This window comes from Shewanella sp. Isolate11 (assembly GCF_022398315.1).
GTDB lineage: Bacteria > Pseudomonadota > Gammaproteobacteria > Enterobacterales > Shewanellaceae > Shewanella.
The window spans coordinates 90566-112570 of sequence record NZ_JAKEVF010000004.1; the positions used below are offsets into that span (position 1 = coordinate 90566).

Here is a 22005-nt window from a genome sequence, read left to right on the forward strand (position 1 = left end):
TGGTTTATTCCTGAATAAGAGCCTGCGATACTCAGGTTATCTAACTCTATATCCTCGCCTTGTATCGCTCGGAGTTTCATGGATAAAACCCTCGAAAAAATCTTAGGTCGTTGGCTAAAACAGCAAAAGTCGGCTTGCGGCATCTACCTTAATTTAAGTGTGTTATTTGGTGTGCTTACTGGCTTAGCCTTAGTGTTGCAAGCGTATCTGCTGGCTAGCATGTTGCAGGGGATGATTATCGACTCCTTGCCTAAAACCCAGTTTATGACCGAGTTTTACCTGCTGGCAGGGCTAATTGTGTTGCGCGCCTTGCTGGCTTATGGGCGAGAGCGCATCAGTTTTAAGGCGGGCTGTTTGCTGCGCGGTGCTATCCGTAAAGCTGTGCTGGATAAACTCACTGAACTGGGGCCTGTGTATATCAAAGGAAAACCCGCAGGCAGCTGGGCCAGTATCGTGTTGGAGCAGGTGGAAGACCTACAGGACTTCTATGCTAAGTATCTGCCGCAGATGATGTTGGCTGGATTTATTCCTTTGACCATTCTGGCGGTGGTATTTCCTATCAACTGGGCGGCGGGGATTATCTTATTGGCGACCGCGCCGTTAATCCCGCTATTTATGATCTTGGTGGGCATGGGGGCAGCCGATGCTAATCGCAAAAATTTCAGTGCCTTGGCCAGACTCAGTGGCCACTTTATGGATCGTTTAAAGGGCCTTGAAACCATCAAGCTGTTCTATCGTGGTGATAGTGAAGTGAAGGCGATTGAAACCGCTTCAGAGGAGTTGCGTAGCCGCACCATGTCTGTGCTGCGGATGGCATTTTTAAGCTCAGCTGTGTTGGAGTTTTTCGCCGCCGTATCGATTGCCGTGCTGGCGGTTTATTTCGGTTTCAGCTTTTTAGATCATCTCGACTTTGGGCATTACGGCGTAGGGCTGACCTTATTTACCGGCCTATTTGTACTTATCTTAGCTCCTGAGTTTTATCAGCCTCTGCGGGATCTTGGTACACATTATCATGCTAAGGCGCAGGCGGTTGGTGCGGCAGAAGCCTTAATGGAACTGTTGCAACATCAAAATCAGGCGCAAACCCAAAACCAAAACCAAAACCAAAGCCAAAATCAAAACCAAGCCGACTCGACTGAGCATGGGGCTAAGCCATTAATGAGCCTAGCGCCGCTGACGGTGAAGTTGCGTGATGTGCGCGTGTGTAGTCTGCAAGGCCAGCCACTCATAGGGCCAATTAATCTTGATATCGAAGCCGGAGAACAACTGGCCGTGGTGGGGCCGAGCGGTGCAGGTAAAACCACCTTGCTCAATATGCTGTTAGGCTTTTTGCCTTATGAGGGTAGCGTGTTGATAAATGATATCGAGCTGAGTCAATTAGACAAAGTGAGTTATCGCCGTCAGCTTGCCTGGTTAGGGCAAGAGCCGCAGCTATTTCATGGCTCGATTTTCGACAACGTTGCCATGAGCAATCCAGATATGAGTGAGGCAGAGGTGTACGCCTTGCTCGATAAAGCCAATATCGGCGACTTTGTGCGTCAGCAGGCGTTAGGTTTAGTGCATCCTATCGATGAGCAGAGTGCTGGTGTCTCGGTAGGGCAGGCGCAGCGTCTGTGTCTGGCCCGTGCGTTAGGACAAGATGCCAAGCTGTTTTTGTTAGATGAACCGACTGCCAGCCTAGACAGTATTAGCGAACAATCGGTACTGACTGCATTGCAGCAAGCCACCGCCAAAGCAAGCTGCCTGATGGTGACTCATCGTTTAGATGCACTAAAACAGGCCAGTAAAATTGTGGTGTTAGATAATGGCGCAATAGTGCAGCAGGGGAGCTATCAAGCGCTGTTTAATCAGCCTGGACTGTTTCGTGATATGTGTCATGAGCTGCCCGTTGGTGGCTCGCTTGACGAAGGAGGACAGTAATGAGAACGCAAGGATTGAAGCAGTTATTGCCTTTTCTTAAGCTGTTTAAACGTCAATGGCTAATGATGTTTGTCGGGCTGTTTTTAAGCATCACCACCTTGATGGCTGGTATTGGACTATTGTCATTATCGGGCTGGTTTTTGTCGGCGACCGCAGTGGCGGGGTTGAGTGTGGTGACCGCGCAGGCGTTTAACTATTTTACTCCAGCGGGGGGCGTGCGATTCTTGTCGATTGCCCGTACCGCCAGTCGTTATGGCGAGCGCTTAGCCACCCATGAGGCAACCTTTAAGTTATTGACTGACTTGCGTAGCTGGACGTGGCGTAAGCTGCTGCCCTTGAGTGCCAGTGATTTAAAGGGACTGCGCGGCGGCGATCTGCTCAACCGACTAGTGTCTGATATCGACACCTTAGATCATCTCTATCTGCGTTTGATGACCCCCATGGCTGCGTCATTTTTGATGATTGCGGGTTTGTATCTGTTTTTAGGCTGGTTCGATACCGATTTGGCATTGACGCTGTGCAGTCTGTTGTTGCTGTTTTGCCTCTTGCTGCCGCTGCTGTTTTATCGTTTGGGCCATCAGCCGGGGATTGCGCAACTGGAGTGCAAACGTCATTTACGGGTGCAACTACTGCAGTATTTGCAAGGTCAGTCTGAGTTGACCTTGTTTGGTGCTCTAGGGCGTTTTCGCGCTGAACTCGACAGCGCCGAAGCGAGGCTGTTTAGCAGTCAGGCGGCGATGGCTCATGTCACCGCATTGAGTCAGGGGATGTTGGTGTTATGCCATGGATTTGCTGTAGTGGTGCTGTTTTATCTGGCCGCCGACGGGGTGGGTGATGCCCTGCCGCCTGGACCTATGTTGGCCTTAGTGGTGTTTATGACGCTTGCCTGTATCGAGATGTTGATGCCATTAGCTGGCGCATTTCAGCACCTGTCGGCTTGTGTGTGCGCCGCGACTCGGGTTAACGAAGTGGCATTACAAACGCCAAGCATCGTATTCGATAACCAAGCGCAACATCAAGTTAGCCGCGGGGCGCTTGAGATAAAACAGCTTGGGTTTAGTTATCAATCCGCTAATGAAGATGTACTGGCGAATACTCAGCCGATAAATAAGGTGCTTGATGGCATAAATTTAACGATAAAAGCCGGCGAGAAAGTCGCATTATTGGGACAAACGGGCTGTGGCAAGTCGAGTCTGTTGGCGCTGATTTTACGTCAGTGGCAAGCGCAGCAGGGCGAGATTTTTCTCGATGATCGCCCTGTTGAGCAATACAGCGAGTCGGCGCTGCGACGTGGAATTTCGGTGATGAGCCAGCGTATCTATCTGTTTGCCGGAACCTTACGAGATAACTTAATCTTGGCGCAGTTAGGTGACTCAGATGAGCTGCAACAACTTAGCCGCGCCGATCGTAAAGCCAAGCGACAAGCCAATGATCATCTGCTGATTGAGGTGTTAAATCGCGTTGGGCTTAGCAGCTTAACTCAGGGAGAAAAGCCACTCGATACTTGGGTTGGCGAAGGTGGCCGACAACTCTCTGGTGGCGAGCAACGCCGTATTGGCGTAGCGCGCGTATTGTTACGTGATGCGCCATTGCTCTTGCTTGATGAACCCACAGAAGGCTTAGATCAGCGCACCGAGCGTGAGATCATGGCGCTGCTGCTTGAGTTTGCTAAAGATAAAACCCTATTGATGATCAGCCACCGCTTAACGGCCATGGCTAAGATGGATTGCGTGCACCTGATGGAGGCAGGAAAAATCCGCATCAGTGGCAGCCATCAGCAGTTGCTAGCGCAAGACGATTATTATCTGAGTCTGCATCAGCAGCTGCATTAATTGCTTATAGTGTTGAAGTCGCAGTATTAAAAAAGCCAGTTGATTAAGCAACTGGCTTTTATTTATGGCTGAGCGAACGATTACTCGGCTTTTGTTTAGCGAGCGATTACTCGGCTTTTGATTAGCGAACGATTACTCGTCGCTGTCACCCAGTGATAATAGCGTCGCGTTACCACCGATAGCGGTGATGTTATTAGTGCGAGTCTTTTCAGTCACAAAACGAGTTAGGTAGTGCGGGCCACCGGCTTTAGGACCAGTACCCGATAGGCCTTGGCCACCGAAAGGCTGTACGCCAACTACTGCACCAATTTGGTTACGGTTGATGTAAACGTTACCGACATTGACCTTGTCAGCCAGCTCAAGGGCGTGGCTTTCGTTACGGCTGTGGATACCTAGCGTCAGGCCAAATCCTGTTGAATTGATCTCGTCGATCACCTTAGGTAGGTCGGCAGCCTTGTAGCGAATGATATGCAGGATTGGACCAAAGTGTTCTTTTTCCAATACCTTGATGGAATCGATTTCAACCGCAGTTGGCGCCACGAAATGACCATTCTCAGTACCTGCAGGCAACTCAAGCTGATTAACCAAACGGCCAACCTGAGTAATGTGGTCGATATGTGCATTGAGGTTGGCTTTAGCCATTGCATCGATCACTGGGCCTACATCGGTTTTCACTGAACTTGGGTCACCAATGGTCAGTTCATTCATTGCGCCTTTCATTACGTCAATCACGCGCTCGGCGATATCTTCTTGTAGGAAGAGTACGCGAAGCGCAGAACAGCGTTGACCGGCACTGGTGAATGATGACGAAATGACATCGTTAACCACTTGCTCTGGCTGTGAGGTTGAATCCACCACCATGGCATTTTGACCACCGGTTTCGGCGATAAGTGGAATAATCGCGCCATTACGCTCAGCCAGTGTCATGTTGATGCGTTTTGCCGTTACGGTAGAACCGGTAAAGCACACGCCGCCAATACGCTCATCGGCAGTGATGGTGGCACCCACGGTCGCACCAGTACCTGGAAGGAACTGTAATGCTTCGGCTGGAATACCCGCTTGGTGAGCCAGTTGCACTGCGCGATAACCGACAATAGAAGTTTGCTCTGCTGGCTTAGCTACCACGGTATTACCCGCTGCTAACGCCGCTGCAACTTGACCAAGGAAAATTGCTAATGGGAAGTTCCATGGGCTGATACAAACGAATACGCCGCGACCTTGCAGAAACAGCTCGTTAAGTTCACCCGTTGGGCCAGGAAGCAGTTCAGGCTTCTCCATCATTTTCTTGGCTTGCACAGCGTAGTAACGACAGAAATCAACTGCTTCACGTACTTCATCGATACCGTCTTGGATGCTCTTACCCGCTTCACGAGTACAAAGGGCGATCAACTCTTCGCGATTTTCTTCGAGTAAGTCGGCCAGTTTTTGTAGCGCGTTAGCACGTACAGCAACCGGAGTTGAACACCAAGAACCGAAGGCGTTGTGTGCGCTGGCAAGGGCTTGCTCAACCGCTTGATTGTTAGCAAAAGCCACTTTACCGACCATTTTAGTGGTGTCGAAAGGACTGACAACATCGATGGTTTCGCCGCTGAGGGTTTCACCGTTAACGATAGGGCCCGCTGTCCACTGTGTGGTTTTATATTTGTCTAATGCAGCGAAAAATGGCTCAGATTCAGAGATGATGTTCATATTGATTCCCATAGAGTTTTTACGTTCTGCACCGAAAATATCGATCGGCTGAACTATCTTGTTATTGGCTAGGGTTTTAAAGCTTTGTAGGGTTGTTAAAGGGTGAACAACCAAAGATTCTATCGGTGTCTTAGGATCGACTAACTTGTGTACGAACGAGGTATTAGCGCCATTTTCTAGTAGGCGGCGCACCAAGTAAGGCAGTAGATCTTTATGGGCGCCTACAGGCGCATAGATACGCACTGTACTTACGCCGCTTTCGGCAAGTAGGGTGTCATAAAGCTCTTGACCCATGCCGTGTAGACGTTGGAACTCATAGTTACGATCGCCCGCCATTGCGGTAATTGCCGCAACAGTTTGCGCATTATGGCTAGCAAATTGTGGGTAGATGGCACCACGAGTCTTGTCTGATAGCAAATAGCGCGCACAGGCTAAGTAAGATACATCGGTTCCCGCTTTACGGGTATAAAGTGGGTAGCCAGCTTCACCGGCAACTTGCGCCCATTTTAGTTCGCTGTCCCAATATGCGCCTTTTACCAAACGCACTGGAATTTCATCGCCTTGATCTTTAGATAGACGAGTTAACCAGCACAGAACTGGCAGGGCACGTTTTGAGTAGGCTTGCACCACAATGCCCAATAATCCCCAGCCTTTAGCTGCGTCAGAGTTATATACTTTTTTAAACAGTTTTAATGAAAGCTCTAAACGGTCCACCTCTTCGGCGTCGATCGATACACCTACATTAAGGCTACGAGCTTGAGTCACTAACTTGATTAAAGTGTCGTAAAGTTCGGTTAGGGTGCGGTCTTCGTTAGCCACTTCATAACGTGGGTGCAGGGCCGACAGCTTGATTGAAATCGTCGGACGTGGCGCCTCGGTTTCGTCATATTGCTGCTCGCCAAGTGCACTAATAGCGTTAGAGTAATCTTCAAAGTATTTTTGTGCATCTTTCATCGTTAGCGCCGCTTCACCCAGCATGTCATAGCTGTGGGTGTAGCCGAGTTTGCGCTTGTCTACACTGTTTTTCAGCGCTTCTTGAACCGTGCGACCCAGTACAAACTGCTTACCCATGATCTTCATCGCTGCCAGCATGGCTTGGCGGATCACAGGCTCGCCTAAACGGTTAACGAGGCGGTTCAGTAAGCTACTAGGTTTACCATCGATATCTCTATCTAGAGTGATGATTTTGCCGGTTAGCATCAGGCCCCAAGTCGAAGCGTTAACTAAGGTTGAGTCACTCTTACTTAGGTGTTCGTCCCATTTAGCACCCGATAATTTATCTTCAATAAGCGCGTCAGCGGTAGCAGCATCAGGAATACGCAGTAAGGCTTCTGCGAGACACATCAGGATAATCCCTTCCTGAGTTTCTAAACTGTATTGCTGCAAGAAAGCGTCAATACCGACCATCAGGCCTTTCTTATCATACTGACGTACTTTTTTGACTAAGTCGTGGGCGCGTTGAGTGATTTGTTGGATTTCTGCTTCACTTGACGGAACAAGTTTGATCAGTTCACCGAGGTATTGCTCTTCATCGACAATATAGTTGTCCGTGATCGCTTTAAAAAGCTCATCGAGGGTAGCTGAGTCATAATGACCAGTCAGAACTTCACTTGCTTTGAACATAGTAATAACTTCCACCTGGACCTAATTTAGGGACAGTTTTAGCTTGAACAATATGTAAGTTAGGCGCTTATCATTTTTTTTGTATACAATCTGGCGCCTTGTGCGCGGGGATTATACATACAAAATGTGATGAGGAACACTATTATGATATGGAATGTGAGCTTTGTTGATTTTGGGCGAGACTAACTTGGCGCTAGCTCAGTGTATATCAGGGATTGGGGATATATAGGTTGAGAGAAATTAGCTGTAAAAACAACAAAAAAGCCAGTGTATTTTGACACTGGCTTCGGCTTATAAATCAGTTTGGCTTTACCAACGATTTTTCTGACGACGACGTGGTCTTGGCAGATAAGCGATGATCACCCCTAGTAATAAACCCACACCGGCGATAAGGCCGCCTTGCTTGAGCATTTCATAACGTTCATTGTTTTGCAGCTTAGCTAATTCGCTGGTGGCTTTGTTTCGTTCACGAGTCGCGGTTTCTAATTGCTGCTCTGCTCGTGACAATTGTGATTTTAGTTGGCTGATTAACTGTTGATCATCACCGGTTTGATTTGACAGTTTATCGAAATCTGCCTGAACGCTATCAAGCTTGGCTTGTACTTCAGGAAGTTGAACTCGAAAACTCTTGCTGCTAGCAATAAACTCACTCTTAACCCAACCTTCGCGGCCTTTATGGTCAACGATTTTGCTGTAGTCGCCTTGGGTTTCACCTAAATAAGTAATAGGTTGGCCAGCTTCAACGCTGCCGACAATACGGTATTGAGTGCTAGGGCCACCAAGAACATAGGCGAAAACGTCATCTGAAATATAACGAGTTTGCTCAGCTGCGAAAAGCGAAGGTGATAGTAACATCACGACAATGATAGATAAGAGTCTAAACACTTTGAGTTCTCTTCAACGAAATATTGCCACATGCTAGGGATTTAGGGGGCTTTTTGCAAGAGGCGTTAGGGGGATATTTTTGTTGAATGCTGTGAATTCAGCTGCTGTTAAGCCTTAAAAGTGGCTTGGGTATGCGACTTGATGCAATAAAAAAGGAAGCCTAGGCTTCCTTTTTTGGTGTGCAGTAAGCGATGTCAGCTTAACTGAAGATACCTTTGATCATAAAGAAGAAGATGATCGATAAGCCGGCACCTGCAGGTAGGGTTACCACCCAAGACACTACGATGTTACGTACTACGCCAATGTTAATTGCGGCGATACCACGTGCCATACCTACACCTAAAACCGCACCTACTAAGGTTTGCGTTGTAGAGATAGGTAGACCTGTACCTGATGCAATAACAACGGTAGAGGCTGCTGCTAACTCGGCTGCGAAACCACGGCTTGGAGTTAGGTGAGTAATGTTCTTACCAATGGTTTGCATAACGCGCTTACCAAAGATCGCCAGACCCAATACGATACCAACCGCACCCAGTGGTAATACCCACCAGACCAGCGCCGCTTTACTGGAGATCTCACCGCCACTGTTAACCACTGAAACCACAGCGGCTAGAGGGCCGATGGCGTTAGCAACGTCGTTTGAACCATGAGCGAATGCCATACAACATGCCGTCACTACCATTAGGATGGCAAAGACTTTTTCTACATTGCTGAATTGAGTCTTGTGATCGGCATTTGGGTTCATCTTCAAACGTCTGATAGCAATCATACCGCCGATAGCAACCAATACCGCAACAGCAAAAGCTAGCGCATAGGCTTCACCGTTACTGAAGTGAAGACCAACGTGCTTAAGGCCTTTCTTGATGGTAACCAGAGACATAACAAAGCCAGCCAGTCCCATGTAAAAAGGGACATAACGTTTAGCGTTTTCAAGTGGATTTGCAGTATTGAAAATCAGCTTTTGTACGCTTTGGAATATGGTAAAGGCGATAAAACCTGAGATTGCAGGGGTAATAACCCAAGAACCCACGATACCGACAACCTTACCCCATTCCACAGAATCAGTGCTGACACCGACCGCGGCGAACCCCACAATCGCACCTACGATTGAGTGAGTCGTCGATACTGGCCAACCTAATGCAGAAGCAACCACTAGCCAGATACCCGCGGCTAATAGTGAGCCAATCATACCGTAGACCAGTAGCTCAGGTGAATCGACAAAGAAAGACGAGTCAATGATACCTTTACGAATGGTACTGGTAACTTCACCACCGGCAAGATAAGCGCCAGCGAACTCGAAGATCATTGCAATGATGATTGCTTGTTTAATTGTAATTGCGTTTGAACCTACAGAGGTTCCCATAGCATTAGCGACATCGTTTGCGCCAATACCCCACGCCATTAAAAATCCGAATGCGGCCGCGATGGCGATAAGCCATGGCCCATTGGTGACTAATACATCAACCATGTTGATACCTTGATAACTTGTGTTTTAGACGCGAGCTAACATTAGCTCAAGGCGGGAACCGACACGCTCAGCAAGATCTGCTAAGTCTCCAACCCACTCAATTATCTTATAGAGGAACATTACATCGACAGGATTTAGCTCATTTTCGATGCTAAATAACTGACGACGGATCTTGATCTGGAGATCATCGGTGTCTTCTTCGATTTGATCGAGTTCACCAATCATTTTCGCCACAAGATCGACCTCACGCCCACGGAAACCTGCTTCTAGTAGGTCATCCAGTTCGTTGATCGCTTGCTTTGCCTGAGCCACAGCATCAAGACAACGCTGTAAATAGGCAGAGAAAGGAGTTTGTATTGCTTCGGGGACAAGTAGTTGACGGCCAATGATACGGCCTGAAATGTCTTTCGCTTTGTTAGCGATCTTATCTTGCTGGGTAAGTAGCTCCAGTAAGTCAGTTCGCTCAACCGGCATAAACAAACCACCAGGCAAAGTTAAGCGGATCTCTCTTTTGAGTTCATCGGCTTCTCTTTCCGCTTGGCTGATTTGCTTACGAAGTTGAACAGCTTTGTCCCAGTCACCTGAGGCAGTAGCTTCGAAAAATGGAACAAGAATTGATGCACAATCGTATACTTTGTCGATGTGCTCTTGTAATGGTTTAATTGGCGATTTTGCAAACACGCCCAAAATAGAGTTTACTGGCATTGCCGTTTACCTATTTAGGTTATTCCACTGTTGGAAAAAGCGGGCGCATGTTAACCCAAGCGTCCGCGCATTGAAACTGTGTTTTTACATAAAAAATGACAGTTTTTATTCTAACGAGTTATATATAAACTTCAAAGCGACATCTTAAGCGTCATTTATTGCAGTAATATTACATTATGAATCTTATATGACTTTAAAATGATCAATTTGTGACAAATACATCATTGTTAACCAAAAAAAGTGAGCAGTTGGCGAATGGAAGCCGAAATAGAACTTAAACTATTTTTCCCCGAAAATGAACGAGAAGCACTAGTCTCACTGTTAAATAGTCTACCTCATAGTGAGCCAAAAGGATCAAAACATCTTAGTAATAGTTACTTCGATACTCCAGAGTTGACACTACGACATTGGGATATGGGATTGCGTGTACGAGGTTGTAATGGGCAGTTCGAACAGACCATTAAAACAGCTGGAACCGTGGTCGGTGGAGTGCATTCCCGTCCTGAATATAATGTTGATATTTGTGAACCCGAAGTCGATTTAAGTTTATTTCCGCAACAGATTTGGCCAGACAATGGCGACATTCAGCAAGTCCAACAACAACTTTATTCGCTATTTGATACCGATTTTACCCGCATGATTTGGCATATCTATATTGACGAAAGTCTGGTTGAAGTTGCGCTGGATATCGGCTTTATTGGTGCAGGTGAATTAAGTGAACCCATATGTGAATTGGAATTTGAGTTGCTCGCAGGCGACACATTAGCTTTGCTGAGTTTAGGTGAGCAGGTGACGCAAAAAATTCCAGCGCGTTTAGGCAGAGCCAGCAAGGCGCAGCGGGGTTATCGATTGGCGGCAATGTCGAGTCCTTTGCAATTGGAGATCCTCGACTTTATTGCGCTCGATAAGATGAGCGATCTTAAGCAAGCTTTTATCACCCTATTGAGCACAGGACTAGAACGCTGGCAGTTACTGGAGTCTATGCTGCTTGAGTCCAGTGACGACTTAACGCAACTACCGCTGTTGAGTTATCGGTTACGCGCTTGTATTCGGCTGATCCGCTGCTCACTTAAACAGTTTGAGTTACTCGACCAAAAGCTTGAGCAAGAGATCGATGCCATAGAGCAACACCTTGATTATGTGGAGCAGGGGTTAAACCTGACTCAAGTGCTGGAAGATGACGCTGCGATGCTTGCCAGTGTGGCTGAGAGCGAAGCGATAATCGTTGAGGTTGAGCAAGGATTAACCCAATTAGCCATGCCTACGGCGATCCAGTCTATGCTGGCAGATACAGGTTATGGCCATCTGCAACTGAGTCTGGTTAATCTGCTGTTTGCGTGCCGTGCTGGCAAGATTAACGTTGGTACAGAGATCGATTTACAAGCCTTTGCCGATCAGATGCAAGAGGAGTCCTGGCAACGTATTGTTAAGCTAATGCCGTCGGAAGCGCAGTTTAATAGCGAAGATTATCAATCATTTGCTAAGGCGTTAGATGAAAGTATTTTAGTTGGGTTTGCCTATGGTGAACTGTATTCCACTAAAGCTCGTGACCAATTTCGTGCTCCATGGCAAGATTTGATCTTAGGGATCCGCACTTTAGGCGCCTATCGTTGCCTGCGTCAATTAAGCCAAAGTGCTGGGATTACTATCGACACTTGGCTGGATGATAACGAGCACAGTTTGCTGTTTGCTATGGAACATTCACGCCGCAGGGCGCTAAAGTCGCAGCCCTATTGGCGCTAGTGAGTCGTGTCTTAACTGGCCAGTATTTTCACTGACTTTAATAAGCCCACGGTCTTTGATTGTGGGCTTTTTATTGCGGGCTTTCTTGCGCCTGTTCCAGTGAATTAGCCGCTGTGGTTAATCTTCGGGCTTGTTGTTAGCGCCTTTTTGCTGCTGTTTTAACTCGGCAATCTCTTGCAGTAGCGACTGCTGATTTAGCTCCATTCTTGCCAATGCCGATTCAATTTCACAGCGGATCTCTTGTCGCTGACTCTCTAGCTTTTCACTCTCATCGGGCGCGATAAACAGCGATGCCATATAACCGGAGATAACCCCGAAGAAACTCACGCCACACACAATGACCACACCACCAATCACATGTCCTATAGTGGTGACCGGATAATAATCCCCATAACCTACAGTCGAAATAGTGACTAAAGACCACCAAATTGCATCTTCGGCAGTGTGAATATTGGCTTGGGGATCGCCGGCTTCGACTATCAAGATCAACATAGATGAAAAGGTTAATATACTGACCATGGCCACCAACAAGCTGGCTAGGGTCGCCTGACGACGCTGCTTCATCAAAGGAATAAGAATCGAGCGTGTCATCCGAAGTAGGCGGATCACGCGCAGAATTTGGAATAGTCGCGCCATTCGCAGGGGTTCGATAGCGGGTATACTGGCGACTAAATCTATCCAGTTTCTTTTGAAGTAATCGAGTTTGCTGTCGGCTCTAAATAGGTTAATCAAGAAATAACTGATGAAGATGCTGCAGATACTGGTGTCGACAAATAGCAGTAAGCGGCGAGTCTCGGTTTCTAATTTACCGAAGGTGATGGTTAACACGACGATCACTGAAATGAGTGATAACAGCATCATTGCTATTTGGAATGGCGTTGGTGCCTCATTGATGGGGAGCAACCAACGCTTTTTATCTGCCATGAAATTGTTTCCTAAATAGACACTTATTATTCTGTTTTGATGATAACGCTATTCTTTGTTGACTACAAAATGCACTAAATCATCGAGCACGCGGCGTTTGATCTCCAGTTGCTCGCTGGGATCAAGCTGATACTTTTGTGCCAATATTTGATAATCCTCCAGGCTCAATGAAACCGTCAATCTAGGGCGTTTCGGACGCTTGGTAACCGACAAACCTAAAATATTGCGGATTTGATCCGATGGACTGACTCCGGCATCGAGGGCGGCCTTGCGAATGGAATACTGAAACTGTTCATCGAGATCGAAGGCGACTTGGGTAGCTTTGGCCGCTTTTTGGTTTTGCTGCCATTGTTCTGGAAGTGGATTTTTACTCTTAGTCATTATCTCACCTTAGTGGTTCGCCTTAATGATGTCTATTTGTCAAAGCCTAGTTGAGCTTGCGCATTGAATGAACTTAGTTGCTGCCAGGCCAATACTCACGAATGTCACTCAAGGGACGGTATTGAGTTAATAAGACATCGGTTTCACCCCCTTCATAGACCTCAATATCGATAGCAAAATCTTCTTCAGCATCGAGCAGTTGATAACTCTCGAATGCATCACCACGGTTCAGGCCTTCGTCTTGTGGTGGACGTTGGCCGCGATAATCTTGGCGATGGAAATAGCCAAACTGAGCGTAGTTAACTTGATGATATTGCGGCGCAAGCCATTGTGATAGTTCTTCTGGCGCTTCACCTTGTAAATCGAGTATTGCCTGAATATCTTCTTCAAAAATATCGCTAAAGGCGTCTAAATCGAATAGCTGTTCGACTTGAGCGCGATTAATTTTGATCGATAAACACAGATAGGTTTCGTCATCTTCATCTAATGATAGAAATACGTTGCTATTGCCGTGGCCTTTTAACACCCATTCAGTTTGCTGTTTGCGCTCGAACTCGTAGGTATTGATAGACTCGACTCTCAATTGCTGACCGCGCAGCTGTGGCGGCAAGGCAAAACTGTCATCCATGGAGATCATGTCACCGAGTTGCAGATCATTAGGGTGATTAAGTTGTCTTGGTGGTGGTGCTTTTTTACCAAAAAGCCCTTTTAAGAATCCCATGTTGTGCTCCTGGCCTTAGCTAAATATTGAAAAGCACCTGAGGCTGACGCATCAAGTGCTTGATTCAATCATACTGCGATTATTTACGCGCTTTTAGGCGCTCAAGTACCGCATTTGCATCTGATTTTTGCTCACCGATGCCGGCTTCGGCTAGCTTAGCTTGCAGCGACTTATCGCTGTTTTCTTCGGCTAGGTTCTCAGATGCTTTTAGGCGGTCGTCAAACTGCTGCTGACGTGCCTTGATACGCTCTAGTGAGTCTTTAGCATTCAGCAGCTTAGAGTTACTGCTCGCGAATGAGTCGGTAATTGTCGCCGTGGCTTTTTGCACACTTTCAGTGGTTTTGACCATAGATAACTGACGTTGGTAATCGGTTAGCTGACGTTCGGTTTTACGCACTAAATCTTTCAAGCGTGTTGCATGCGCACTAAAGCTGTCACTGGCCGCTTGTTGCTCGGCCAATTCTTGATCGAGTTGGGCAATTTTTTCGGCCACTTCTAATGCCAACGCTTCGTTGTTTTTCTCAAGTGCTTGAGTCGCATAACCTTCGTGTTCGCTGACCGAGCGTTTAAGACGGTCGATCTCACGACTGGCTTGCATCTCTTTTGCCATTACGTCTGTCAGTTCACGCTTGGCTTTGGTGAGGTGCTTCTCGGCATCGCGGATCTCTTGCTCGAAAATTCGGGTCGAGTTGGCATCGACAATGCTTTGACCGACTTCGGTCGCGCCACCGCGGAAAGCGGTTAAAATCTTATTTAGAATACCCATAATGAGACTCCTTACAGCCTAATGATTGCGTCAATCACTAGATGATTAAATTAGGTTGTTGATTACTTTAAAAACTCATGTAATTCATCAATCACTTCCAGGCAGTTATCAGACAATACTGATAGCTCCTGTTCTATCTCTTCCATGCTCGATTGCACCGACAGCGCACCATAGACCACATATTTATCATCCACCTTGGCAAAGGAGGAGAGTGGCATAGGGATGTTGAGCTCTAACATGGTTTCAAACATCTCGCTGCGGCGCTCTTGTTTTACTTCGTCTTCGCCCCAGAGGTAGCTAATACAAAGCACCTGATTTTCAGTAACCGATACAAATACAGGGATCTCTTCGCGTCCTACTAAGTTGACCTGTAACACCTCAACATCACCATCGATGGGATAGCAATCGAATTGAAATCCGGTGCGACTCTGATCGCCCAGGTTATTAAGATGGTTGGCAATAGTGTGAATGTTCATATTTGTCCTTATTGACATATTATGTCTGCGGTTAAAGATAGCACCGAGACATAATATGTCAAGTGCTATTTTTATCTCAAAAAAGGCTTAGATTTTGATTTTCTGACCAGGCCTGCTGATGATAGCGATACAGCTGCATAGAGCCTATGGCATTTTGCTGTATCTGATCGGCGTGATCGTAATAATTGCCTGGAAACTCAAAGCTGCCCCTAATCATCCCTGGCGTCAGCCAGTTTTCTTCGATGGATAGCTTAGTTAATCCTTGTAGACGTTGCTTAGCATTTTTGCCCGATAGGGTCGCTATACTCCAACCCCATTCGCCAAAACTGGGCACATTGTGGTGATATTGGCTAACGTCAAACCCTGCTGCGGCTAAGGTCTTGCCCACAGAGATAAACGCTTTGGGTGCATGGTATGGCGAAGTCGATTGTACCGTAAGCGCGCCATCACTGCTGAGCAGCTCTTTGAGCTTACGATAGAACATATCAGAGTAGAGTTTATTTAGGTCTGGATGGCTCGGATCGGGCAGATCCACAATAATGGCATCATATTTATCGCCGCGTTTAATGAGTTTATCGACCCCATTAAAGGCATCATCAACGACAAGATGTAGGCGTTTATCGTTAAGGGCATTGCCATTTAATGCTTTGAGTGCATCGGCTAATCGAGTCGGCATCTGCGGATCGCCAGACTGAAACAGTTTGAGCAGATCGGCATCGAGATCCATCAGTGTTACTTGTTGTGGCTGCCACTTAAATACTTGTCTGAGTCCTAAACCATCACCACCGCCTATGATTAACACCTTGTTGTGCCGTGCGCTGGCTTCCATCGTCGGATGCACAAGGAAAGAGTGATAAATATGTTCATCCTGACTAGAGAACTGCAGTCGGCCATTGATATACATGGAGTAGACTGGTGGAAGGGCATTGCCTCGTAACCGTTCGGTAAAGGTAAGCTGCTGAAAGCGTGTCGATTTAGCGAAAATCACCTTGTCTTTATAGAGCAAGTTATTAAATTGCTGCTCCCATTGTGGACCGTGGCTGGCGAGAATCAATAAAACCACACTGGCAATAAGATGACCTACTAGAAGCAGTTTTACTCGGCGGATCTTGTGCCAGAAACGCCAGATAAATATCAGTCCAGCTAACAGGTTAAAACTGGCGGTGAGCGCGGCAGCTAACTGAATATCGATGGCCAGCATCAGGCTAACCCAGATGGCGGCGCCGATACCGGCACCGATATAATCGGCGCCATAGATGGTACCGGCATTGTGCATCAAATGCTCATCACATAAAGACTGCCTTACCCGAGCAATAAGCGGGATTTCCATGCCGATCATTAAGCCTAGTAATACGCCCCACACATAAGGTAAGTATTCACTCAAGCGTTGTAAGGTGCCTATAAAGCCGCCTTCGGGAAGTTGATCCGGTGGCAGACCGATAGTGCTGGCAATGATCATCGGCAGTTGTTGACCAAAGCCAATCACCGCTGCGGTGATTAAAATAGCCAAGGACCCCACTAAGGCGACGCTCAGTTCTAAGATGGCGAAACCGGTAAAAGCACAGCGGATCTTACGTGCGGCAAACGCGCCAAAGCCCATGGAGACAATCATTAGGCCGATCATGGTGTAAATGGCGGCCTCGAGTGCGCCGAGTACGCGTCCTGCATAATGGGATAGGAGGTATTCGTAGATTAGGCCACAGCCGGCGAGAACCGCCATGATGCCCAGTAATAAAACGTCATCAAACCAGCTCAGACGTTTAGCGCCAACCGAAGTTGGCGCTGCAGTATGTTGAGATTGCATTGGTTCTGGTTTACACCATTAGGCTGGTGAGGATCAGGGCGATGGCAACGCTGATAGCCAGTTCTACGGCGGCGATACCTATATTTTGCTGTTGCTCAACTTCTTGAGTCAGGTTGATGTTAGCCAGTACTAACTTCTTCACTAAGGTTTGCAATAGCGACAGCGCAATTAACATGATCACCGAGAACACGAGCCAGCCAAGCACATTGCCGAGATAAGCTTCAGGCGAGTAGATGATAAAGTGACTGGCGGCGTTAAAGCTCAGCGCCATGGCTAACATATAACCGCTATGGCGCAGTGCCAGGGCGGTTTCGCCTTGGGCCAAAGCATTTTGCATAGAAGTGTTTTGATGACGTTTGGCGTAGCCTTTTTCACGAATACGCAGCAGCAATACCAGCATCAACTGCGAAATGACGAAGGCACTGAAAATGGCGATAAAGGTATCTAGGGTGAGATCTTCAACCCAAATTAAAACCGCGCGAATAATGATGGCGGTAGCAATGGCTGCGGTGGCATCGACAATGGCGACAGAGATATTGCCTTTGATGATTAAGGCGTTTTTGTCTATCTCATTTAAGGCGATTTTGTCGTGCAAGAATCGTCCAAGTTTTATCAATATCAAACCAAAAACACCATAGGCGGTCATGCCGATGGCCTCAGTTAGATAAGATTGTGCGGCTTCACCTGTGATGGCGCCGCTCAAGACAATACCGAGTCCAGCAACCGCGCCTGCAGTACTGATACCGAAGGCGAAATTGTCGCGTTCGGAGAGTTCATGGGTGCTGCTGACTTTAACTGTCCAGCCTTGGAGATAGCGCATGGCGGTTAATAGCACTATGGCGATCGCCAGATCGATACAGAGTATGATGGCGAGATCTTGTGTGATGCCAATGTCGGCAAAAAAGTTTTCAAAGATTGTCATGACTATTTCCTATTTGCCTCGACGGACACCGCGAGTCGTGCGACTTCCTGAATTTCTAAAATTACTGTTCTTGGAGTAGTTAGAGCGGAACTTGCTGCCGCTGCTGGCTTTACCTACCGAACTGCTTTTTGGCACGCTGGCGCTCTGTCTCGACAGACTCGTCGAGCCTGCGCGTGATTTAGCGTAAGGGCTAGAGAAGCGTTTACCCTGGCTATTAAACTGCTTTTGCGTGCGTTCAAAGGTTTGATTTTGCGCCCTTGCCTGTTTCGGCGAGGTATAACGGTAGCGGCCAACATCGTTGTAATAGCTGTAATTACGCCGGCTCGACCAACGATCATAATAAACGGGGCCGCGCACCATATTGGAGAACATAGAGTACATACCGTACCAAGCCCAGAAAGACATGCCGTTAGAACCGGTTTGCCAGCTACCATAGGACGGATTACCCACTAACTGACTACCGGCACCAAAGTCTTCGGCGCCGTTAGCGAGCACAGCGGCTTCGCGGCTGATGGAGTTTACGCGGGCGAGGGCACCATCTGACATATCGGCCACTACGTTAACCGGATCGGACAGCATATCGTTAAATAGGCTTGGATCGGCGGCTTGATAGAGGTTTTGCGCTTCGTCTAATTGCTGGTCGAGATCGACAAAATTATTGCCATTACCCAGTTCACTCAGACGACGTTGCAGCGACAGATACATTGGGCCCTGACTACTGCCATCTTTGGCTAGCTCTTGTAAAAGCGGACGTAAATCTGACTTCTGACCTTCGAGGATATTGCTGTATTGCTTGAGTAGGTTAGCGTTGCGGATCTCACCATTATCGAGCATTTTGCCCAAGGTGCTGACCCGCTCTTGAGCTAATTGCTGAAATTTGGCGATTTTCTCTGGTCTATCATCTCCACAACCGCTGAGGGTGAGGATTAACAGTAGAGTGAAAACGCGCATTAGCGTCGCTGCCATGTTTTCTCCATAAAATTAGTTAGATTGAGACTGATATCAGATGATCAGTTCATCACTTCTTTGCATAATATAGCGGCTAGATGGGTTATAGTAACCTTATGTATGATTAATGATCTATCCCATTGGTTTTTTATGCGGGCTTAGTATAAATCAGATAACCACAGCGCTAGATAATGACATATATCTATATCACTCAAGACATATTATGTCGACCGTTTAAATGTTAGGGATTGTTTTGGCAATGGAAAATAGTAGCAGTCAGGCGTTACCCGCAGAGATGGAACAAGTTGCACAACAGCATTGGCAGCGCCTGCTTGAGGCATGTCCTGACATGCAAGAACAGCTAACGAGCCTGCAGACCACCGAGTTACAACGGATAATGGGCTTGAGTGAATTTGTTGCCGAGCAGCTTTGTCGTCATCCCAATTGGGTGGTGTCGTTATTGGAAGGACAATTAACCGAATTAGATCGCGAGTCTTTCTCCATTGAGCTTGATTCATTATTGAGTGGCGTGAGTGATGAAGAGCAAGCCAAAGCGATTTTACGCCGTTATCGCAACCGACAAATGGTGCGCCTTGCCTGGCGAGATTTTGGTAATTATGCCGAGCTGCAAGGGAGCTTATTGGATCTATCTGCTCTAGCCGAAGCCTTGATCATTGCCGGACGCGATTGGCTTTACACTCAGATGTGCCAGCAGTCTGGCACTCCTTGTGACAGCGAGGGAAATCCTCAGCCATTGATGATTCTGGGTATGGGTAAGCTGGGTGGCCGCGAGTTAAATTTCTCTTCCGATATCGACCTTATTTTTACCTTCCCTGAACATGGCGAAACCCAAGGTGGCCGACGGGCGCAAGATAATCAGCAGTTCTTTATTCGTATGGGACAACGGTTGATTAATTTATTGCATCAAGTGACGGTCGATGGTTTTGTGTATCGCGTCGATATGCGTCTGCGCCCCTATGGCGAGAGTGGCCCGCTGGTGGTCAGTTTTAGTGGCCTTGAAGATTATTATCAGGAGCAGGGACGAGATTGGGAGCGCTATGCCATGGTCAAGGCACGTGCCCTTGGCCCTTGGAGCGCTTATAGCGACGAACTGCACGACATGTTGCGTCCCTTTGTTTATCGCCGTTATATCGATTTTTCTGCCATTGAATCACTGCGTAAGATGAAGCAGTTGATCACCCAAGAAGTGAGACGCAGACAGCTAACCGACAACATCAAGCTTGGCGCCGGAGGCATTCGTGAAGTCGAGTTTGTGGTGCAGAGTTTTCAGCTTATTCGTGGTGGCCGCGAGCCCGCATTGCGTCAACAGAGCCTTTTTGCCGCTATCGATACTCTCTACAGCCTTGGGCAATTAGAATATTTAGCCGTAGATGAACTGAAACACAGTTATCTGCTGCTGCGTCGAGTTGAAAACTTACTGCAGGCTATTGGCGATCAGCAGACCCAAACCTTGCCGGAAACGAACTTGGATTGGCAGCGTTTGTGTTTACCTATGGATATGGCCGATGAAGCCGAGCTGCGCAGTGAAATAGATGCGGCCATGGCTAAGATCCACCGCTATTTTAAAGATACCGTGGGCGGTCAAGACAGCGATGAAGTGAATGATCTTTGGACTCAGCAGTTGTGGAATGTTCAAGAAGACAGCGATGCTCACGGCTTGATGAATGAGCAAGGTCTTGAAGATGAGGCGCTTTGGCCTGCACTTAAAGATTGGCGCGCGACGGTGGCAAAACGCACCATAGGTCCACGTGGCCGAGACACCTTAGATAAACTAATGCCTTTGTTATTGCAGGAGTTTAGTCATCTGCAGCAACCTTCTAAAGCGTTTGCTCCCGTGTCAAAAGTGTTAGATCAAATTTTGACCCGAACCACTTACCTCGAATTGCTATTTGAAAACCCCGGTGCGCGGCAACAATTAGTCAGCCTGTGTCTTGCCAGTCCGTGGATTGGTGAGCAGCTGGCCAAATTTCCTATGCTGTTGGACGAACTGATCGATCCTGCACATCTTTATGACACCACCTCCCTCGATGATTACCCCAGTGAACTGCGGCAATATTTGCTGCGCGTGCCTGAAGAGGATATGGAGCAGCAGATGGAGGCTCTGCGTCAGTTTAAACTGTCGCAGCAGCTGAAGATTGCCGCCGCCGATGTCACTGGCGTTTTGCCGGTCATGCAGGTGAGCGACCATCTGACTTTCTTAGCCGAAGCGATTATCGAGCAGGTGGTGGCTCAGGCATGGCATCAAATAACCGCTCGTCATGGTGTGCCGTCGCATCTGCAAAACGGCGAAATGGGCTTTGCTGTGATCGGCTATGGTAAGGCGGGCGGGATAGAACTGGGATACGGCTCGGACCTCGACTTGGTGTTTTTGCATGATTACAGCCGCGAGAAATATCCTGACAGTCTGCAAACCAATGGCGATAGACCGTTGGATATTGGCCATTTCTATCTCAAGTTGGCACAGCGGGTATTGCACCTGTTTTCTACTCGCACCACTTCCGGTGAACTCTATGAAGTGGATATGCGTTTGCGTCCCTCTGGCGCGTCGGGATTATTGGTCAGTGAGATTGAGAATTTCGGCACTTATCAGAAAGAGGAAGCTTGGACCTGGGAGCATCAGGCATTAGTTCGCGCTCGAGTGTTGTTTGGTGAGAATCGTCTCGCGGCGCGTTTTAGTGAACTAAGGGGCGAAGTATTAGCCCTGCCCAGAGATAAGGCAGAATTAGCCAAGCAGGTACGCGAGATGCGCCAGAAGATGCGCGCTCATTTGCTTAAGGTTGATGAAGGGTGCTTCGACCTTAAACAGAGTGCCGGCGGGATCGCCGATATTGAATTTATCGCCCAGTATCTGGTGTTGGCCAATACCCATGAATATCCAGAGTTAGCGATTTGGTCGGATAATGTGCGTATCTTCGAGGTGTTGTCTGAGCTGGAATTGATCACCGACATTCGCGCGCAATACTTAACTCAAGCCTATTGTTATCTGCGCGATGAGAGTCACCATTTGACTCTGCAGCAGGCAAATACCACCTTGCCTCTCGAACAAGTTGCCGAACATGCCCAGCGGGTGTTGGACATCTATGAGTTTATTTTAGGTCGTAGTGAATAGCCTCTGGCTGTACATCTGCAGAGGCTTACGGCTAACAAACTATCAGCTAATAATTTGTTCGCTAATAA

The 22005-nt window shown here is 47.6% G+C and carries 16 protein-coding genes; 4 read left to right on the forward strand and 12 right to left on the reverse strand.

The genetic code is table 11. The annotated features are described in order from the left end of the window. The first annotated feature begins 78 nt into the window (after nt 1–78). Both cydD and cydC read left to right on the forward strand, forming a co-directional pair. A complete protein-coding gene (gene cydD / locus L1D21_RS11440) occupies nt 79–1920 on the forward strand; it encodes a cysteine/glutathione ABC transporter permease/ATP-binding protein CydD (protein WP_239845376.1) in 1842 nt (613 codons plus the stop codon). Between the two features lie 14 nt (nt 1921–1934). Beyond that, nucleotides 1935–3752 carry a cysteine/glutathione ABC transporter ATP-binding protein/permease CydC gene (gene cydC, locus L1D21_RS11445; protein ID WP_239845599.1) on the forward strand — a complete coding sequence of 606 codons (1818 nt, stop codon included), beginning with the start codon at nt 1935–1937 and terminating at the stop codon, nt 3750–3752. Between the two features lie 132 nt (nt 3753–3884). Here the strand turns inward: cydC and putA are convergent, their stop codons facing one another. The 4 genes from putA to L1D21_RS11465 form a co-directional block, all read right to left on the reverse strand. Beyond that, nucleotides 3885–7064, reverse strand: coding sequence for a bifunctional proline dehydrogenase/L-glutamate gamma-semialdehyde dehydrogenase PutA (putA, locus tag L1D21_RS11450; RefSeq protein ID WP_239845377.1), 3180 nt, complete (start codon nt 7062–7064; stop codon nt 3885–3887). 309 nt (nt 7065–7373) lie between these two features. Continuing rightward, a complete protein-coding gene (locus L1D21_RS11455; RefSeq protein ID WP_239845378.1) occupies nt 7374–7949 on the reverse strand; it encodes a TIGR04211 family SH3 domain-containing protein in 576 nt (191 codons plus the stop codon). A 199-nt stretch (nt 7950–8148) separates the two neighbouring features. After that, nucleotides 8149–9417, reverse strand: a complete 1269-nt coding sequence (locus L1D21_RS11460; RefSeq protein WP_239845379.1) for an inorganic phosphate transporter — start codon at nt 9415–9417, stop codon at nt 8149–8151. A 24-nt stretch (nt 9418–9441) separates the two neighbouring features. Next, a complete protein-coding gene (locus L1D21_RS11465; RefSeq protein WP_239845380.1) occupies nt 9442–10122 on the reverse strand; it encodes a TIGR00153 family protein in 681 nt (226 codons plus the stop codon). A 255-nt stretch (nt 10123–10377) separates the two neighbouring features. Here L1D21_RS11465 and L1D21_RS11470 point away from each other — a divergent pair, with 255 nt between their 5' ends. After that, a complete protein-coding gene (locus L1D21_RS11470; RefSeq protein ID WP_239845381.1) occupies nt 10378–11865 on the forward strand; it encodes a CYTH domain-containing protein in 1488 nt (495 codons plus the stop codon). A gap of 117 nt (nt 11866–11982) precedes the next feature. Here the strand turns inward: L1D21_RS11470 and L1D21_RS11475 are convergent, their stop codons facing one another. The 8 genes from L1D21_RS11475 to L1D21_RS11510 form a co-directional block, all read right to left on the reverse strand. After that, the gene (locus tag L1D21_RS11475; RefSeq protein ID WP_239845382.1) at nt 11983–12789 is read right to left on the reverse strand and encodes an ion transporter; all 807 of its coding nucleotides are present in this window, start codon (nt 12787–12789) and stop codon (nt 11983–11985) included. 48 nt (nt 12790–12837) lie between these two features. After that, nucleotides 12838–13170, reverse strand: a complete 333-nt coding sequence (locus L1D21_RS11480) for a hypothetical protein (protein WP_239845383.1) — start codon at nt 13168–13170, stop codon at nt 12838–12840. A 73-nt stretch (nt 13171–13243) separates the two neighbouring features. Next, nucleotides 13244–13891, reverse strand: a complete 648-nt coding sequence (locus L1D21_RS11485; RefSeq protein WP_239845384.1) for a DUF4178 domain-containing protein — start codon at nt 13889–13891, stop codon at nt 13244–13246. A 79-nt stretch (nt 13892–13970) separates the two neighbouring features. Beyond that, nucleotides 13971–14657, reverse strand: coding sequence for a PspA/IM30 family protein (locus L1D21_RS11490; RefSeq protein ID WP_239845385.1), 687 nt, complete (start codon nt 14655–14657; stop codon nt 13971–13973). A 62-nt stretch (nt 14658–14719) separates the two neighbouring features. Beyond that, nucleotides 14720–15133, reverse strand: a complete 414-nt coding sequence (locus L1D21_RS11495) for a DUF2170 family protein (protein ID WP_239845386.1) — start codon at nt 15131–15133, stop codon at nt 14720–14722. Between the two features lie 76 nt (nt 15134–15209). Then, nucleotides 15210–16937, reverse strand: a complete 1728-nt coding sequence (locus L1D21_RS11500; protein WP_239845387.1) for a polyamine aminopropyltransferase — start codon at nt 16935–16937, stop codon at nt 15210–15212. A gap of 10 nt (nt 16938–16947) precedes the next feature. After that, nucleotides 16948–17859, reverse strand: a complete 912-nt coding sequence (locus tag L1D21_RS11505) for a DUF350 domain-containing protein (RefSeq protein WP_239845388.1) — start codon at nt 17857–17859, stop codon at nt 16948–16950. Nucleotides 17860–17868: 9 nt separating this feature from the next. After that, nucleotides 17869–18825 (reverse strand): hypothetical protein, encoded by a 957-nt coding sequence (locus L1D21_RS11510; protein ID WP_239845389.1) that lies wholly within the window; start codon nt 18823–18825, stop codon nt 17869–17871. A gap of 235 nt (nt 18826–19060) precedes the next feature. On the opposite strand from L1D21_RS11510, the gene glnE reads away from it, so the two are divergent. Further along, on the forward strand, nt 19061–21937 hold the full coding sequence (gene glnE / locus L1D21_RS11515) for a bifunctional [glutamate--ammonia ligase]-adenylyl-L-tyrosine phosphorylase/[glutamate--ammonia-ligase] adenylyltransferase (protein WP_239845390.1): 2877 nt from the start codon (nt 19061–19063) through the stop codon (nt 21935–21937). The last annotated feature ends 68 nt before the right edge of the window (nt 21938–22005 follow it).

What these genes read in the sequence shown, in the direction of transcription:
- L1D21_RS11485 (WP_239845384.1), bottom strand. Translation starts at nt 13,891, where the DNA reads ATGGGATTCTTAAAAGGGCTTTTTGGTAAAAAAGCACCACCACCAAGA.
- L1D21_RS11495 (WP_239845386.1), bottom strand. Translation starts at nt 15,133, where the DNA reads ATGAACATTCACACTATTGCCAACCATCTTAATAACCTGGGCGATCAG.
- cydD (WP_239845376.1), top strand. Translation starts at nt 79, where the DNA reads ATGGATAAAACCCTCGAAAAAATCTTAGGTCGTTGGCTAAAACAGCAA.
- L1D21_RS11490 (WP_239845385.1), bottom strand. Translation starts at nt 14,657, where the DNA reads ATGGGTATTCTAAATAAGATTTTAACCGCTTTCCGCGGTGGCGCGACC.
- L1D21_RS11480 (WP_239845383.1), bottom strand. Translation starts at nt 13,170, where the DNA reads ATGACTAAGAGTAAAAATCCACTTCCAGAACAATGGCAGCAAAACCAA.
- L1D21_RS11510 (WP_239845389.1), bottom strand. Translation starts at nt 18,825, where the DNA reads ATGGCAGCGACGCTAATGCGCGTTTTCACTCTACTGTTAATCCTCACC.
- L1D21_RS11505 (WP_239845388.1), bottom strand. Translation starts at nt 17,859, where the DNA reads ATGACAATCTTTGAAAACTTTTTTGCCGACATTGGCATCACACAAGAT.
- L1D21_RS11470 (WP_239845381.1), top strand. Translation starts at nt 10,378, where the DNA reads ATGGAAGCCGAAATAGAACTTAAACTATTTTTCCCCGAAAATGAACGA.
- L1D21_RS11460 (WP_239845379.1), bottom strand. Translation starts at nt 9,417, where the DNA reads ATGGTTGATGTATTAGTCACCAATGGGCCATGGCTTATCGCCATCGCG.
- L1D21_RS11475 (WP_239845382.1), bottom strand. Translation starts at nt 12,789, where the DNA reads ATGGCAGATAAAAAGCGTTGGTTGCTCCCCATCAATGAGGCACCAACG.
- putA (WP_239845377.1), bottom strand. Translation starts at nt 7,064, where the DNA reads ATGTTCAAAGCAAGTGAAGTTCTGACTGGTCATTATGACTCAGCTACC.
- L1D21_RS11465 (WP_239845380.1), bottom strand. Translation starts at nt 10,122, where the DNA reads ATGCCAGTAAACTCTATTTTGGGCGTGTTTGCAAAATCGCCAATTAAA.
- L1D21_RS11500 (WP_239845387.1), bottom strand. Translation starts at nt 16,937, where the DNA reads ATGCAATCTCAACATACTGCAGCGCCAACTTCGGTTGGCGCTAAACGT.